This window comes from Sporosarcina sp. E16_8 (assembly GCF_017347095.1).
GTDB lineage: Bacteria > Bacillota > Bacilli > Bacillales_A > Planococcaceae > Sporosarcina.
This window is the reverse complement of record NZ_JADPRZ010000003.1, coordinates 83,077-99,995: the sequence shown is the minus strand read 5'-3', so window position 1 is coordinate 99,995 and position 16,919 is coordinate 83,077. Positions and strand designations below refer to the sequence as shown.

General features: G+C 42.2%; 19 protein-coding genes. All 19 read left to right on the top strand.

Going from position 1 to position 16,919, the window contains the following annotated elements; genetic code table 11:
• Window positions 1-202 precede the first annotated feature (202 nt).
• The 19 genes from I2484_RS03780 (at window position 203) to spo0A (ending at window position 16,838) form a co-directional block, all read left to right on the top strand.
• Window positions 203-412 carry a SpoIIIAC/SpoIIIAD family protein gene (locus I2484_RS03780; RefSeq protein WP_207149707.1) on the top strand — a complete coding sequence of 70 codons (210 nt, stop codon included), beginning with the start codon at window positions 203-205 and terminating at the stop codon, window positions 410-412.
• On the top strand, window positions 391-789 hold the full coding sequence (locus tag I2484_RS03775) for a hypothetical protein (RefSeq protein ID WP_207149706.1): 399 nt from the start codon (window positions 391-393) through the stop codon (window positions 787-789). Before I2484_RS03780 ends, I2484_RS03775 begins: the two co-directional genes overlap by 22 nt.
• Before the next feature lie 15 nt (window positions 790-804).
• Entirely contained in the window at window positions 805-1,704 is a 900-nt protein-coding gene (locus I2484_RS03770) for a stage III sporulation protein AE (protein ID WP_207149705.1), read from the top strand.
• Window positions 1,705-1,901: 197 nt separating this feature from the next.
• Window positions 1,902-2,372, top strand: a complete 471-nt coding sequence (locus tag I2484_RS03765; protein ID WP_207149704.1) for a hypothetical protein — start codon at window positions 1,902-1,904, stop codon at window positions 2,370-2,372.
• Window positions 2,359-2,907 (top strand): SpoIIIAH-like family protein, encoded by a 549-nt coding sequence (locus I2484_RS03760; protein ID WP_207149703.1) that lies wholly within the window; start codon window positions 2,359-2,361, stop codon window positions 2,905-2,907. The genes I2484_RS03765 and I2484_RS03760 overlap by 14 nt, the downstream gene beginning before the upstream one ends.
• A gap of 293 nt (window positions 2,908-3,200) precedes the next feature.
• Window positions 3,201-3,710, top strand: a complete 510-nt coding sequence (gene accB, locus I2484_RS03755) for an acetyl-CoA carboxylase biotin carboxyl carrier protein (protein WP_207149702.1) — start codon at window positions 3,201-3,203, stop codon at window positions 3,708-3,710.
• A 13-nt stretch (window positions 3,711-3,723) separates the two neighbouring features.
• Entirely contained in the window at window positions 3,724-5,070 is a 1,347-nt protein-coding gene (gene accC, locus I2484_RS03750; protein ID WP_207149701.1) for an acetyl-CoA carboxylase biotin carboxylase subunit, read from the top strand.
• Between the two features lie 17 nt (window positions 5,071-5,087).
• Window positions 5,088-5,489, top strand: a complete 402-nt coding sequence (locus tag I2484_RS03745; RefSeq protein ID WP_207149700.1) for an Asp23/Gls24 family envelope stress response protein — start codon at window positions 5,088-5,090, stop codon at window positions 5,487-5,489.
• Window positions 5,490-5,603: 114 nt separating this feature from the next.
• The gene (gene nusB / locus I2484_RS03740; RefSeq protein ID WP_207149699.1) at window positions 5,604-5,984 is read left to right on the top strand and encodes a transcription antitermination factor NusB; all 381 of its coding nucleotides are present in this window, start codon (window positions 5,604-5,606) and stop codon (window positions 5,982-5,984) included.
• A 25-nt stretch (window positions 5,985-6,009) separates the two neighbouring features.
• Window positions 6,010-6,885, top strand: a complete 876-nt coding sequence (gene folD / locus I2484_RS03735; RefSeq protein ID WP_207149698.1) for a bifunctional methylenetetrahydrofolate dehydrogenase/methenyltetrahydrofolate cyclohydrolase FolD — start codon at window positions 6,010-6,012, stop codon at window positions 6,883-6,885.
• Window positions 6,886-6,957: 72 nt separating this feature from the next.
• Window positions 6,958-8,313 carry an exodeoxyribonuclease VII large subunit gene (xseA, locus tag I2484_RS03730; RefSeq protein WP_207149697.1) on the top strand — a complete coding sequence of 452 codons (1,356 nt, stop codon included), beginning with the start codon at window positions 6,958-6,960 and terminating at the stop codon, window positions 8,311-8,313.
• Window positions 8,314-8,556 (top strand): exodeoxyribonuclease VII small subunit, encoded by a 243-nt coding sequence (locus I2484_RS03725; RefSeq protein WP_207149696.1) that lies wholly within the window; start codon window positions 8,314-8,316, stop codon window positions 8,554-8,556.
• Complete coding sequence (locus I2484_RS03720) at window positions 8,549-9,433, top strand: polyprenyl synthetase family protein (RefSeq protein ID WP_207149695.1); 885 nt, start codon at window positions 8,549-8,551, stop codon at window positions 9,431-9,433. The genes I2484_RS03725 and I2484_RS03720 overlap by 8 nt, the downstream gene beginning before the upstream one ends.
• Window positions 9,434-9,529: 96 nt before the next feature.
• The gene (gene dxs, locus I2484_RS03715) at window positions 9,530-11,431 is read left to right on the top strand and encodes a 1-deoxy-D-xylulose-5-phosphate synthase (RefSeq protein ID WP_207149888.1); all 1,902 of its coding nucleotides are present in this window, start codon (window positions 9,530-9,532) and stop codon (window positions 11,429-11,431) included.
• On the top strand, window positions 11,428-12,249 hold the full coding sequence (locus tag I2484_RS03710; protein ID WP_207149694.1) for a TlyA family RNA methyltransferase: 822 nt from the start codon (window positions 11,428-11,430) through the stop codon (window positions 12,247-12,249). Before dxs ends, I2484_RS03710 begins: the two co-directional genes overlap by 4 nt.
• 91 nt (window positions 12,250-12,340) lie before the next feature.
• Window positions 12,341-12,790 (top strand): transcriptional regulator AhrC/ArgR, encoded by a 450-nt coding sequence (ahrC, locus tag I2484_RS03705; RefSeq protein WP_207149693.1) that lies wholly within the window; start codon window positions 12,341-12,343, stop codon window positions 12,788-12,790.
• A 15-nt stretch (window positions 12,791-12,805) separates the two neighbouring features.
• Window positions 12,806-14,503, top strand: a complete 1,698-nt coding sequence (gene recN / locus I2484_RS03700) for a DNA repair protein RecN (protein ID WP_207149692.1) — start codon at window positions 12,806-12,808, stop codon at window positions 14,501-14,503.
• Between the two features lie 161 nt (window positions 14,504-14,664).
• Window positions 14,665-15,633: a SpoIVB peptidase S55 domain-containing protein gene (locus I2484_RS03695; protein ID WP_207149691.1), complete on the top strand. Its 969-nt coding sequence runs from the start codon at window positions 14,665-14,667 to the stop codon at window positions 15,631-15,633.
• Window positions 15,634-16,046: 413 nt separating this feature from the next.
• Window positions 16,047-16,838 (top strand): sporulation transcription factor Spo0A, encoded by a 792-nt coding sequence (gene spo0A / locus I2484_RS03690; protein ID WP_067209873.1) that lies wholly within the window; start codon window positions 16,047-16,049, stop codon window positions 16,836-16,838.
• Window positions 16,839-16,919 lie beyond the last annotated feature (81 nt).

Sequence of the window (16,919 nt, the reverse complement as noted above, 5' to 3'; positions counted from 1 at the left end):
ATGAGTTTAAGTATTGAATCCGGTGAATAAATTGAGCGTTGGTGCCTTACAATGGGTAGTCGAAGCGGATTTGAAGGGAATCTTTATTTCAACTTGTATAGTATAAATCCAAAAACACCTTGCGTCCCAAATTGGGACGCAAGGTGTTTTTTCATATGAGCGGACCCTAGCACATAGGATAGTGCAATGGGGGGAATACCGGATGGAACTAAATGATTTGCTACGCGTTGCCGGTATCGGATTAGTCATCGGTTTTCTGCATATCTTTTTTGAGCAGACGGATAGGAAAGAGTTTTCCTTTTTTCTTTTTTTCATCGCCTATATTTATATCACTGCTGAAATGCTCCGCTTTCTGAAGATTTTCTTCACTGAAATCATGGAGTTTTTCCAGTGGTTGTCGATGTCAGTCTGATGTTAACCTTAATACAGTTAATTGTTGTCTTCCTTATTCTCCTCCTCATTTCATTTGCTGTGCCTAAATTGCAACCACTTTTGTATGCATCTATTTTTTTCTATTTTGTATTTCACCTGCTCAATACAATTGTCTTTCCGTTCGGGAAATATTTTGTCGCCTTGTTTGAACCATTACCGGATCCATTTGCAAAATTGTTGATAGGCAGTGCTATTCTATTTTATGTCTCTGAGCTCATCGCAAAACATATCGAAGAGGCAGGATACGGTTCGCTTGCAGCAGTAGCTCATTTCGCTGTAAAAATTTCCATACTAACTTTGTGGATGCAGCAGACGTCCGCATTAATCGAAATCCTTTCAAAACTCATTATAAAATGAACAGGCGGGGCATCCATGATTTCTTTTATAGAATCGATACTCGGAACCGTATTGTCAAGCTTTGTCATCATTATTATTGCAACGTTCATGGCATTGTTGGTGGATTTTTTATTCCCTTCGTTTGTAAAATGGACGAGGATGATTTTGATTTTTATTGTTGTAACGGTCGTATTGCAACCTGCATTTGAACATCTAACTCTCATCCGTGATATTGCAAACTCGATATCGATGATGTTTATTTCTATTTATCCGATATTGACCGCCAGCATGGTTACTGCGGGCGGGGCATTCAGTATGCTGAACTTTCAGCCGGCTATGTTGTTATTTGCAAATGGCGCAATTGTTCTCACGGAAAAAGTACTTATACCACTTTTAACTGCTGCACTTATCTTAGATCTTGTATCTAGGATACTTCCAGCCGTACCGTTTACAAAAATGGCGGATTTAATTCGGACGACCCTTCTGGGAACGGTTTCAGCCGTCGTAGCGGCTTATTCCATTTTTATAACTGTGGGAGGCACGATGTCTTGGGCGCTAACTGGGCTAGCGAGCGAACCCATTAAAGAGCTAATACGTCAAAATGTCCCTCTTATTGGTTCATTTATGACTGAAAGCATGGGAACGATTGGCCGCTATTCGTCGGGGGCGAGTGTTTTCGCGGGAGGTTGGCTTATATCGGCAATTTGGACTGTCGCACTTATTCCGTCTTTCAAAACGCTGCTCACCGCGTTTTTCTACAGATGGACTGCGGCTCTCATTGAACCATTTGCGAATGAAGATATCACTGGGATTTTGGATGATATTGGAAGAACGTTATTTGTGTTATGTGCGGTTTCTTTTTTAATAGCTTTTGCGTTTATCTATACTGCGCTTTTTTCAATAATCCTTGTGAAGTTGATTACTACAATGAAATGAGGCGGGGAATGGAGTCTTTTTAACAGGTGTCCTGCTTATCACCCTTTTTGCTTCAACAATTATGTTGTTATTTCCAAATGAAACAGAAGAAAACTTCCTGCCAATTATTAAACTCGCGATGGGCATTTGGATGATTCAATCATTCTTCAAGATTTTTGGTCATAGCCTTCTATGAAACTGCATAAAATGATTCATTGATGACAGGTCGTACAAGCGGCACAATGAGTGGAAATGGTGATAATATGCACAAACCAACAAGGAAAACCCACACGATCCTCCTCGGGGCGATTGTTGTCCTGGTCATCATTTTCATCAATTCTAGTCTTGGTGTCATCGGGGGGGAGAAGGGAAAGAGGGAGGAGAGCGGGGAATTTGCAGCACTACAAGAGGCGCTGATGAAAATTGAAGGGATCGGGGAAATTTCGTTATATTTCCATTATGAAAATAGGGAGTCCACTAATCCGTTATCCAATTACTTTTCAACGTCCACTGCATCGACTAACAAGGGAAGTGAGCTACAAGGCGTACTTGTCGTTGCGGAAGGCGCGGAAGACTTGAAAATTCAAAGCAAATTATCGAAGATCTTGTCAACCGTCCTCCAGCTGCCCGAACATCGTATTGTCATCGCAAAAATGAATAATAGGGGGAACACTAATGAGAACGAATAAAAGAACAGTATGGTTTTTAACATTGCTCAGCCTAGTTGCAGTTATCTCCATCTATTACATCAAGGAAAAATCACCAATGCCGTTCGATGGAATTAACATTTTTAAAGACTCAGATAGTGCTGTACAACTGGTAGAAAAAACGAGTGATACAGAAAAAACAGCACCCGTCTTCGCTGAGGCCGTTGTATTCGAAGAAATGCGGATGACGGTACGTGATGAACGAAGCAAAGAAGGGGAACAATTGTTGTCTAAAATATTATCTACTGATCTTACAGCCGAACAAAAAAACGAGGTGTACGAAGAGATGGGTCAGCTGAATAAACGTGCATCAGCTGAGGCACTGATGGAATTACAAATAAAAGCAATGGGATATCCTGAAGCATTTGTCTACAATGAAGACGGTGAAGTGAAAATCACTGTCCTCTCCAATGAAGGTCATTCAGCTAAAATGGCGGATGAAATTAGTCATTACGTCAAGACAAGCTGGAAGGACGCAAAAGTAGTGAATATTACTTTTACTGGCGATGCGGAATGAATACGGAAAATGAAGGCCCTAAATAGGGCCTTTTTTTTTACTCATAAAATTATCGGACTTCGGACAAACCTAGGAAAGGACCCGTTTTATGTCTAGACTTCAGGCAACAAATGCCCGAAGGTTGTGGGTATATATATGATTGGATGGCATGTTGTTATTGGTTGGTCATGCGTATGCATTTTGTTCTTTTACAGCAAACTTTAATGTAAATAACCATTATCTATTTCAATATGGGACGAAAACAGCTAAAATAGTTAAAGAACCTAATTATAATGGAGTCAGGAGAATCGATCATGCTAAAAATTCAAGAAATCCGTGAAATTATTAAACTAATTGATCAATCTTCAATTGAAAAATTTACTTATGAATCTGATGGTGCAAAGCTCGTATTAAAAAAAGGTAGCGGTGCACAAGCGGCAGTAGCTACAACAGTTGTCGAACAAGAACAACTTGTTCAACAAGGGATTTCTGCTGTACAAGTTCAAAGAACAGAAGATGTAATTGCACCTCAACAGGTAACACCAGTTGCACCTGTTGCTGTAACACAAGTGGAAGATCCATCACTGCATAAAATTACATCACCGATGGTTGGAACGTTCTATTCAGCATCTTCACCTGATATTCCAGCTTATGTGCAAAAAGGCGATAGTGTAAAACCTGAAGCCATCGTGTGCATCGTAGAAGCAATGAAGCTATTCAATGAAATTGAAGCGGAAGTTTCAGGGGAAATCGTCGAAGTTCTCGTAAAAGACGGACAGCTCGTTGAGTACGGACAGCCTCTCTTCCTTGTAAGAGCTAATTAAGGAGGAATGAAAAATGAAAAAAGTTTTAATAGCTAACCGTGGTGAAATTGCCGTACGTATCATCAGGGCTTGTAAAGAACTGGGCATGAAGACGGTTGCGGTTTATTCAGAAGCTGATCAGGATGCTCTTCACGTGGAATTAGCAGATGAAGCTTATTGCGTCGGTCCAAAACTATCTAAAGACAGCTACCTAAACTTTTCCAATATCATCAGTGTTGCAAAACTAACTGGTTGCGATGGAATTCATCCGGGATATGGTTTTCTAGCCGAAAATGCGAGTTTCGCCGAACTGTGTGAAGAGGTCAACATCGAATTTATCGGACCTACTGCGGACAATATTTCACGGATGGGAACGAAAGACGTCGCACGTGAAACAATGCGATTAGCAGGTGTGCCAATTGTTCCAGGTTCTACTGGAATCGTTGCAGATGAACAAGATGGCCTTCGAATCGCTGAAGAAATTGGTTTTCCAGTTATCATCAAAGCAACTGCAGGTGGTGGCGGAAAAGGGATTCGTGTTGCAAGGGATGCTGAAGAGTTAATCAATGGCATCAAAATCACTCAAAAAGAGGCTGCTGCTGCTTTTGGTAATCCTGGTGTCTATCTAGAGAAGTTTATTGAAGTGTTCCGTCATATCGAGGTTCAAATACTTGCCGACAAATACGGTAATACAATCCATCTAGGCGAACGTGACTGTTCAATTCAGCGTAGAATGCAAAAGCTTGTTGAAGAAGGGCCGTCACCTGCGCTTACACCTAAACTGAGATTGGAAGTAGGCGAAGCAGCGGTCAAAGCGGCAGAAGCCGTCAATTACGAAGGTGCTGGAACAGTTGAATTCATATTCGATCATATCAATCAAAAATTCTACTTTATGGAAATGAATACGCGAATCCAAGTAGAACATACGATTACAGAAATGATTACCGGAATTGATTTGGTCCAACAGCAACTGAAAATCGCATCGGGTGAAAAATTGGCTTATCGCCAAGAAGATATCAAAATCAATGGCTGGTCAATCGAATGTCGCATCAATGCAGAAAATCCATCGAAAAACTTTATGCCTTCACCGGGGAAAGTAACCATGTATATGCCTCCAGGCGGCTTTGGTGTTCGGGTAGATTCGGCCATGTATACGGGCTATACAATCCCACCGTTTTACGATTCAATGGTTGCGAAACTAATTGTACATGCAGATACAAGGGAAGAAGCGGTAGCTAGGATGAAACGTGCGCTCGATGAATTTATCATCGAGGGTGTCGAAACAACTATCCCGTTCCACTTGAAGCTTATGGACAATGAAGTCTTCAAATCAGGAGATTTCGATACGAAGTTTCTTGAAAGATACACGATTATGAACTGAAAGGGAGGGGACTTGGAATGACTGACAAAACAATTCCAACATACGTCGGGATGGCTCCGGCGGGGGATGGTGAGCTCGGACGTGTCCAGCTTGCTCCCGAGGTTCTTGAAGTGATTATCGGAATTGCGACGACGGAAATAAAAGGCGTCGCGAATACTAGAGGAAACTTTGCCACAGGAGTTGCGGAAAAGTTCGGTAAAGTGAACCATGGTAAAGGGGTCAAAACGGAATGGTCTGAAGAGGGCTTGACGATTGACGTATATTGCGTTGTCGAATACGGCTATTCTGTACCTGCCATTGCCGTGGATATCCAAAAGCAAATTCGTCATGCAATTTTCCACATGACTTCCCTTGAAACGAAAGAAGTCAATGTCCATATTACAGGGATCCAGTTCGAGGCTGGAACGGAAACGGTATGATCTGAAAAGCATCGTCCAGCCGGATGATGCTTTTCAACTTGTCTTACTGTATCCGGCAACCTGTTTATGCTATGATAATGCCCTAGAGATACGGTAGTGGAGGAGAATAAGAAGATGAAGCGAAGAGAAGCACGTGAAAAAGCAGTACAAACCCTTTTTCAACTTGATAATACAGAATTGAGTGTAGATGAAGCAATTAACTACATTGTTGAAGAACCAGCGAACCGCTTCTACGAACAGCTCGTACGGGGAACTGTGCAAAATAAAGAAGCAATCGATGAGGTCCTCACAGGAAAGCTGGAACACTGGTCATTAGATCGTCTTCCGAAAATTGAACGGACCGTTTTGAGAATTGCAGTTTATGAATTGCTCTTTAATGAAGAAGTACCACACAGAGTGGTCTTGAATGAGGCAATCGAGCTAAGTAAAACATTCGGCGATGAAAAATCAGGCCGTTTTGTGAACGGTGTACTATCGAAATTCGAAGAAAAATAATTAAAATCATTTTGGGGGTATCAGGATGACTGGAAAACTGATTGATGGAAAAGCAATCGGACAAGAAATCAGAGACGGAATTAAAGATAGAGTAACTGCTTTGAAAGAGCGCGGTTGTCAGCCGGGCCTTGCAGTCGTCCTTGTAGGTGAAAATCAGGCTTCCCGTACATATGTAAGGAACAAACAGAAATCAAGTTCAGAAGTGGGCATGAAATCTGAACTGATTGAACTTCCAGTCACGGTATCAGAAAAGGAGTTACTCGATCATGTTACACGGTTGAATAATGATGATTCAATTCATGGTATTCTGGTTCAGCTTCCGTTACCTGGGCATATCGACGAAAACCTTGTCATCAGTGCGATTGATCCGACAAAAGACGTAGATGGTTTCCATCCTGTAAATGTTGGGAAAATGATCATTGGTCAAAAAGCATTTTTATCATGCACGCCATACGGTATCATCAAACTTCTCGAACGAACAGGTACTGAAATAAGCGGTAAGCATGCTGTTATCGTTGGACGCAGTAACATTGTCGGAAAACCGATGGGCCAACTGCTTTTGCAGCGCGATGCCACAGTCACATACTGCCATTCTAAAACGAAGGATTTAGCCTCATTTACGAAACAGGCTGATATTCTAATTGTGGCAATAGGCAAGACAAAGTTCATTACAGATGAGCATATTAAAGAAGGTGCTGTCGTCATAGATGTCGGCATGAACCGTGATGAGAATGGAAAATTATGTGGGGACGTCGATTTCGAATCGGCAAAAACGAAAGCTTCAGCTATTACACCGGTTCCAGGTGGGGTAGGTCCGATGACGATTACGATGTTATTGAAAAATACACTTCATAGTGCAGAACAAGCTTCTGCAGAGGGAAGATGTTCACAACAACTATAAAAAACCGGACGGACGCTGTTTTTCATTGGAAAGACAGCGTTTCTATACGTCAAGAAACGGGAGGCGGGACTGTTGGCCGGACACCCACACTTATCTGTACAAGCATTAACGAAATATATTAAACGGAAGTTCGATGCAGATCCCCATTTGCGCAATGTATTTGTCAAAGGGGAACTGTCGAACGTTAAAAGTCATCCAAGCGGACATATTTATTTCACCTTGAAAGATGAAAAAAGCAGGATCCAGTCAGCGATGTTCCGTTCTAGCGCATCAAGTCTCAAATTTAAGCCTGAAAATGGCATGAATGTGCTGATTACAGGCGATGTAACAGTTTTTGAAACGAGCGGAAACTATCAATTATATGTCCAATCAATGCAACCTGATGGTATCGGTGCGCTTTATCTCGCATTTGAACAATTGAAAGAAAGTCTAGGGAAAGAAGGATTATTCGATGCACGCTTTAAAAGACCGCTGCCTTCGTTTCCGACTAAAATCGGTGTAGTCACGGCGCAATCAGGTGCCGCAATTCAAGATATCTGTTCAACAATTGAAAGACGTTACCCACTTGCAGAAATCATTTTGTTTCCCGCGATTGTACAGGGACCGCAAGCCGTACCTTCCATTGTCAAATCGATCGAACAGGCTGATACATATGGCTCCATCGATGTTCTCATCGTAGGACGCGGTGGGGGCTCCATAGAAGACTTGTGGGCGTTCAATGAAGAGTCGGTAGCACGAGCAATTTTTTCCTGCCGAATTCCGGTTATCAGCGCTGTCGGGCATGAAACCGACACGACAATTGCAGATTTTGTCTCGGACAGAAGGGCTCCTACGCCGACAGCTGCTGCTGAAATGGCAGTTCCAGCTCGGGACGAATTGTTTGAAAGACTATTGGATCGTAAACGTGCAATTTATAATTCACTTTCCAATCAGATAAAAAATGAACGTAAACATCTAACAAGCTTACAAACATCCTATCCACTTCAATTTCCAGAGCGCCTTTATCGTCCGTTCATTGATAGATTGGTTGGGTTTGAAGGTAGGCTCTTACGAGGTGGGCAAGATATTACTGGCTATCGACTATCCCAGTACCAAAGATTAAGCAGCATGCTGTCCTCTTTCTCGCCTGAACAGCGAATCAAAGAAGGGCACAGGAATATAGCGGTACTCTCGGAACGTTTGACTAGGGGAGTTCATCAAGATGTCCGCATACAAAGTGATCGTTTCCACGCATCTGTTCGTATGCTGAAGGCACTTAACCCACTTACTATTATGGAGCGCGGGTATTCGATTGTTTATCAGAACAACGAAGTTGCTAATTCTGCCAAATCACTAGAGGTTGGTGGAAACATTCAAATACGTTTGCAAGATGGAACCGCAGAAGCAACGGTCCAAAAGATCACATTGCATGAAGGGGAGGAAATTTAATTGGGAAAAGAGCCAATCCGCTTTGAAGAAGCGATGCTTAGCTTAGAGGAAGTCGTCCAAAAGCTTGAAACAGGGGACGTACCACTTGAGGATGCAATCACACTTTACAAAAAAGGGATGGAACTATCCGCTTATTGCCACGGGAAATTACAGGATGCTGAAAAACAGCTTATTTCCATTATTGACAAAGATGGCAATAAGGCAGAGTTTGATCCAGCAAAAGGTTCCGAATCGAATGCATAAGGAATTACAACGATTTATCACAAAAAAACTACCTATTATCGATGCCAAATTGAATAGCTTGCTTGCGGCCACGACTGTATCTGAAACATTGAAATCCTCGATGTCCTATTCAATCAATGCCGGCGGGAAAAGGATCCGGCCACTCCTCGTTTTAGCAACGCTCGAAGATCTTGGCGTGGAATCAGAAGATGCCTTGACGGTAGCTTGTGTTGCAGAATTGCTGCATACGTATTCCCTCATCCACGATGATTTGCCATGTATGGATGATGATGATTTTAGGCGCGGTAAACCGACGAACCATATTGTTTATGGGGAAGGGGTTGCTGTACTGGCAGGTGATGCACTACAGACGCTGGCATTCGGGAGTTTAACACATTTATCAGATACATCCGCACAAGATACTCTTCGGATCATCCGTTTGCTATCGGACGCTTCTGGTGCAACCGGGATGGTCGGCGGACAAATGCTTGATATTGAAGGCGAGACGCAAAAGTTGTCGTTACCAGAACTCGAAACGATACATGTTAATAAAACAGGAGCTCTCTTGTCATTTTGTATCAGTGCCGGTGCAATACTAGCAGGTGTAAATGAAGATAAGGCTGCAAAGTTGAAGGAATATTCTTACCATATCGGGCTGGCATTTCAAATACAGGACGATATTCTAGATATAACGTCTACGACTGAAGAACTTGGAAAGACTGCAGGGAGCGATGCGTTAAGTGAGAAGTCCACGTACCCATCACTGCTTGGTCTAAAGGGTGCAATGGCACGTCTAGCAGCGCATCACCAATCCGCAAGAGATTCTCTTGCTTTTTTGGAAAGTGAGCATTCGCTTCTCGGGTTATTCGCGGATTACATCGTCGAACGAAAGTCATAAAACGAACCAAATTGTTGTGCTGGTCGTCCTTATTGATATAATGTAGGCAGTTCAGTATTATCCGTGGCAATTAATATGTGAAGGTGTGTGATAATGATGGAACTCACAGAAATTACTAATCCATCTTTTATTAAAAAACTTGATAGGGAACAGATGGTGGAATTAGCAGAAGAAATACGGAAATTTCTTATTGGGAAGTTATCTGTTACTGGTGGCCATATAGGGCCTAATCTTGGAGTAGTTGAATTGACAATTGCTTTGCATCGGCAATTTGAAAGTCCTGCTGATAAAATAATATGGGACGTTGGCCATCAGGCATATGTCCATAAAATACTAACAGGACGTGCAGGTGATTTCGATACGCTTAGGCAATTTAAGGGTTTATGTGGATTTCCGAAACGGATTGAGAGCGATCATGATGTATGGGAAACAGGCCACAGTTCTACCTCCCTTTCTGCGGCTATGGGAATGGCGGCTGCACGGGACATCAAGGGTGATACGAACTATGTAATACCAGTCATCGGAGACGGTGCTCTAACAGGTGGTATGGCACTTGAAGCACTTAATCATATCGGTCATGCAAAAACGAACATGATTGTCATTTTGAATGACAATGAAATGTCAATCGCTCCAAATGTCGGTGCGCTTCATGCAATCCTTGGAAAGTTAAGAACTGCCGGTAAATATAATAGTGCAAAAGATGAACTTGAATATATTTTAAAGAAAATTCCGGCGGTTGGCGGTAAACTTGCTGCTGCTGCGGAGCGCGTGAAAGACAGTTTGAAATATCTTCTCGTTTCGGGTGTCTTTTTTGAAGAACTAGGCTTCACATACCTTGGGCCAATTGATGGTCATGATTTCAATGATCTTGAACGTAATATACAATACGCGAAGAAAATGGATGGGCCTGTCCTGCTTCACGTTATTACGAAAAAAGGCAAGGGATATAGCCCTGCTGAAGACGATAAAATCGGTACATGGCATGGCACAGGACCTTATAAAATCGAGACAGGTGATTTCGTCAAGTCTTCCTCTGTAGCACCATCGTGGAGTGGTCTTGTCGCAGACACGGTTCAAAAAATTGCACGTGATGATAGACGCATCGTCGCAATAACGCCGGCAATGCCTGTCGGTTCGAAACTGGAATCATTTGCGGCAGAATTCCCCGATCGTTTCTTTGATGTCGGTATTGCTGAGCAACATGCAACGACGATGGCAGCAGGTCTTGCGACGCAAGGGATGAAACCGTTCTTGGCAATCTATTCGACATTTATGCAACGGGCTTACGACCAGATGCTTCATGATGTTTCCAGACAAAACTTAAATGTCTTTATCGGTATTGACCGCGCTGGCCTAGTAGGGGCAGACGGTGAGACGCATCAAGGTGTCTTCGATATTGCATTCTTAAGGCATATGCCGAATATGGTTATTATGATGCCGAAAGATGAAAATGAAGGTCAGCATATGGTGAAAACGGCGATAGATTATGATGAAGGCCCAATAGTGATGCGTTATCCGAGAGGAAATGGGCTCGGTGTACCTATGGATGAAACATTGCGTCCAATCCCAATCGGTTCATGGGAAGTACTACGTGAAGGTCATGATGGTGTCATTTTGACGTTCGGAACGACAATCCCGATGGCGCTAGAAGCCGCAAACCTATTATTTACTAAAGGGATTCAAGTGAAAGTTGTCAATGCAAGATTCATCAAACCACTTGATACTGCAATGTTAGACATGATTTTCGCAACTGGAATGCCGATTATTACAGTTGAAGAGGCAGTTCTCGCCGGTGGTTTCGGAAGTGCTGTCCTTGAGTATGCACATGATACAATTCAGACTACTGTGCCGATTAGACGGATGGGCATTCCAGATCATTTCATTGAACATGGAAATGTTGATGAGCTGCTTGCAGAAATTGGTATGACTGCAGGTCATCTAGTTGAGAGTATGGAATCATTTATTAAAATGCAAGTAGTGGAAAGGGAACAAGTATGACAAATCGTATACCGAAAGAGCGGGTAGATGTTCTCCTGGTCGCGCGTGGTTTCTTTGAAACAAGGGAACAAGCAAAGCGCTCCATTATGGCGGGGATCATCTTTACTGCTGAAACAAGGCTAGATAAACCAGGTGAAAAAATTTTTGCAGATGCACCACTTGTGGTCAAAGGGTCGAAACTGAAATATGTCAGTCGGGGTGGCTTGAAGCTTGAAAAAGCTCTTGAGCAGTTTGATGCTGACGTTAATGGCAAAATTGTGCTGGATATCGGTTCATCGACGGGTGGTTTCACAGATTGTGCACTTCAAAATGGCGCGTCTCATTGCTACGCACTTGATGTTGGGTACAATCAGCTGGCATGGAAAATACGTCAGGATCCACGCGTAACAGTAATGGAAAGAACAAACTTTAGACACGCGACGCCAGAAATATTCACCGAAGGTATACCGCAATTTGCAACAATCGATGTTTCCTTTATCTCATTGACGCTTATCCTACCTGCTTTAAAACGCATTATTGCGGACAGCGGCGATGTCATGGTCCTTGTAAAGCCGCAATTTGAGGCTGGAAAAGGAAAAGTAGGGAAAAAAGGTGTTGTAAGAGAAAAGTCTATTCACCTTGAAGTTTTACGAAAAATCGCTGATGCATCCATAAAAGAAGGTTTCAGTCTTCGCGGAATTTCATATTCTCCCGTTACGGGCGGGGAAGGGAATATTGAGTTTCTATTCCACCTCACTTCTGAAGAAAATGCTTTGACATTATTTGACGATGTTTCATTCGACAACCTTGTCGAAGAAGCGTACAAGGAACTGCAATAGCACGCATTAATTTGCGTGCTATTCTTGTTGGATGAAATAATGGGTGGTAGAGTATGAAGTAAGATATTATTATGGTATGGGAGTGATTGGTATGAATAAAGGTCATAGGCAAATTCGTATTCGGGATATTATCTCGAATTTTGAAATAGAAACACAAGACCAACTCGTAGATAGCTTAAAAGAAGCGGGTGTAGATGTGACGCAAGCCACCGTTTCGCGCGATATAAAAGAAATGCATCTCATTAAGGTTCCTTTGTCTGATGGTAGTTATAAATACAGCCTACCACCCGTACATAAGTACAACACAGAACAAAAACTTCACCGTATGCTAACTGATGCCTTTGTCAGTATTGATGCAGCAGGTCATTTTATTGTTTTGAAAACGCTTCCTGGAAATGCACAAGCTGTCGGTTCTTTAATGGATCATCTCGGATGGGATGAAATTCTTGGAACGATTTGTGGCGATGATACGAGTCTGATTATTTGTCGCGATGAATCACTGACAGTAATAGTGAAAGAAAAACTGTTGGCGATGCTCTGAAAGAGGTGAAAGCAATTGTTACGTGAAATCTCCATAAAAAACTTTGCAATCATTGAAAACCTTGAAATAACATTTGACGAAGGCCTAACCGTATTAACTGGAGAAACTGGCGCGGGAAAATCTATTATTATCGATGCTGTCCAACTGCTGGCGGGTGGAAGAGGATCACAGGAATTTATCCGTCATGGGGCAACAAAAGCTGAACTAGAAGGGCTTTTCACTATTGAAGAAGAAGCGCATCCGATTATTGCTCAATTAGCTGAATTCGGCATTGATGCACAAGACGGCGTCGTTATTTTGCGACGCGATTTGAATTCGAATGGTAAAACGGTTTGCCGTGTCAATGGGAAGCTCGTGACAATTGCGATCTTGAGAGAAATTGGTTCTCAGTTGATTGACATTCATGGTCAACATGAGAACCAGGAATTAATGCATGAAAGAAGTCATATTCATTTACTCGATCATTTTGCGGGTGAGAAACTGGTACATGCTACTGAAAATTATTCCGAGCTGTTTGAGAGTTACCGGAAATTGAAACGGAAGCTTGAAAAGGCAGATGATAATGAGCAGCAAGTTGCACAACGTATTGATTTGTATTCATTCCAGCTGAAAGAAATAAATGCGGCCGCCCTTGTCATTGGTGAAGAGGACCAACTCGAAGCAGAAAAACAGAAACTTCAAAACTTCAATCGATTATTTGAGCGATTGAATACTGCATATGTGTCGATCAGTGGGGATACACATGCGCTTGACTGGGTAGGTTCCGCGATGAGTGATATGGAGGATGCAGCTTCGGTCGATAAAACCTTGAAATTGCACGCTGAAACGATTGCAACTAGTTTTTATACCTTGCAAGATACTGCACACGACCTCAAAAGTATACTTGATGATATGGAATTTGATCCTGCAAGACTCGAAGTAGTTGAAGAGCGCCTAGCCCTCCACATTTCCTTGAAAAGGAAGTACGGCAAAACAATTGAAGACATTCTTATGCATCGTGATAAAATCACAGAGGAACTTGAAAACTTAGTAAGCAGGGACGAACGTCTTTTTGCTGAGCAGGAAAAACTTGCGCAACTACTTCAGGACTTAGAAATCGAAGCAGAAGAGTTATCAATTATTCGCCAAAAGTCGTCTATTCAATTAGAAGATGCAATTATGGAACAGCTGGAGCAACTTCATATGGGTAAAGCATCATTTAAAGTGGATATTACTCGAAAAGCTGCGGGTACTTTCGATTCAAACGGATATGATGATGTGAACTTCTTGATCTCGACGAACGTTGGGGAACCGTTGAAACCACTTGTAAAAGTAGCTTCGGGCGGTGAAATTTCCCGCATAATGTTAGCGATAAAGACAATATTCTCTAAACATCAAGGTGTTACTTCACTTATTTTTGACGAAGTGGATACGGGTGTGAGCGGAAGAGTTGCACAAGCAATTGCGGAAAAAATAGCTATTATAGCAACGAATTCCCAAGTGCTTTGTATTTCTCATTTACCGCAAGTTGCCGCAATGGCCGATCACCATTACCTCATTAAAAAAAATGTAATAAGTGATAGGACAATGACGGAAATTCGTGATGTCATTGAATCAGATAGGACTGAAGAATTGTCAAGGATGTTGTCTGGAGCTGAAACTACGCCATTAACATTAAAACATGCGGAAGAGTTGTTGACCTTGGCTGCAGAACGTAAGAAATCGTTTAGATAATGACTTAACGTGCATACTGTATTATGCACGTTTTTTTATTTTTTTACTCGTCGATCACTAAATGCTGATATTTATGTACGTTCCTCTATTGCTTTATTTACCCTTTCATAACATTCCCCTGAACGGACATACCAACAGTATCTTATTAAGGGAGGTGGAATATGGGATGGAGTAGACAGTTTAAGTTGGCCGTTTCGTTTTCTGTGCTTTTACTTGTCATGCCATTCGCAACAAATGCAGCATTTGCAAAAGACGGAACGCTGATACCAATGGGACAGTCGATTGGTATTAAGATGGATTTGTCTGGGGTCTACATCACAAATGATGTCATGATCAGTAAGGATAACTGGTTAAAGGCAGGTGATCTAATCGGACAATTAGACGGTGTAGCAGTCAGCACCCTTTATGAGTACGAAAAAGTTTCATCGTCAATGCGTGACAAGAAAGAAATCGTATTGCACGTCATCCGAAACGGGGAAAATAGTCAGATCCTCGCAGATGGCGAAGCGATGAAACGTCTCCTTCCATTCCTGAAAGATCGAACAGAAGGGACAGGTACTTTGACGTATGTCGATCCGGACAAAGGGACATACGGTGCACTCGGTCATCAGATTATTGACAGCGCACTGAAATCACCACCTTCGTTTAAAACAGGAGCAATTTATCTGTCAGAAATCGATCAAATTAAGAAAAGTGTACCCGGAATTCCAGGTTATAAAATTTCAACGATTGTCGATGACGATGATTTTTTAGGGACGATTCGAATAAATGGACTGTATGGTATTTTCGGATCGTGGAACAGTGATTATAAACAAGTGTTAGCCGAACCTCTAACGATTATGCAGCCAGCAGAAGTAAAAGTAGGCGCTGCTGAAATTTACACAACGATTAAAGGGACGGAAGTTGAATCATTTTCCATTCGAATTACGGAAGTAGAACAAGACCAGTTCCATTTTGTTTTAACTGATCCCAAGTTGCTCGAAGCAACCGGCGGGATTTTGCAAGGAATGAGCGGAAGTCCAGTTATCCAAAATGGACAATTTGCAGGCGCAGTAACGCATATGTTTGTCGATAATCCCAAAAAAGGTGCAGCCCTATTTTTGGAAAAAATGCGTAGCGGGGAAAATTAATAAGAAAAGCGGAAGCGCCTTGGTCAGGAGCGACAGGCATAAGACGGACCGTCGACGTGGCGTTCTTTGCCACATAGCCGGGCTGGCTTATGACCCGAGCTCCTAGGTGCTGGAGCTAGACATTATTCCCTGTTGAAAACTTATACTTTCGTATCTGTAAAAAAGGGCCAACTCGTACAATGAGTTGGCCCTTTTGTCATGTCGTGTTAAACTTATTGAGAACGATTCGACAAACGTTGAGAAATGAATGGAATTAGTCGAAGTTTAGGGAAACCATATGTCAGAAGTTTCATTTTTACTAAATAAAAGAGGGTTACTCCACTATTCGTCGAAATTTCCCTTGTGTAGTTAAGAGATTGTTGCTAATGTTTAGGGAAAGAAGTCGTCATAAACGTACAAGGGGGAAATGGGAAATGGATAAACTGAAAGTCGCGATTGCTGACGATAACAAGGAACTTGTGAGGACTATGATGACATATTTTGAAAGGCATCCTGAAATCGAGGTCATCTGGACGGCGCATAACGGGAAAGTATGTCTGTCGATGTTGGAAGAAAAAAAGCCGGATGTCTTATTACTTGATATCATAATGCCACATCTTGATGGAATTGCGGTTTTGGAAACGTTAAGTGGAAATGCACAAACTGCCGATGTGCATATAATTATGTTGACAGCATTTGGACAGGAAGATGTAATGACACAAGCTGCGAGTCTAGGGGCTTCCTATTTCATGCTTAAACCGTTTGAATTCGACCGACTTGCAAACCAGATATTCCAGGTCGCAGGAACGAGGAAACCGATAGTACCGATAGCACAAGCTAGCGGAGAGTATGCGCCAGGAACAGTAAGCCAAAAAGTGCTGGATACTACAATTACTGCAATTATTAAAGAGATTGGTGTACCTGCTCATATTAAAGGTTATGCGTTCATTCGTGAAGCGATTCAAATGGTTTACACGGACGTCGATTTGCTTGGTTCGGTGACGAAAGTACTTTACCCAGAAATCGCAAAAAAATACAATACGACAGCTTCTCGTGTCGAGCGTGCAATTCGTCATGCAATCGAAGTCGCATGGAACCGTGGCAATTACGATGTTATTTCTAAAATGTTCGGCTACACTGTGCACCATTTGAAAAGCAAACCCACGAATTCAGAATTCATCGCAATGATCGCTGATAAAATTCGTCTTGAGCATATGGCGAGCTGATTGTTGATATAAAAGCGTTTTAACTTGTGGGTGTGGTGAAAGTTGCAGAACTATCACCGACAAACTATGGGTATGAAGCTA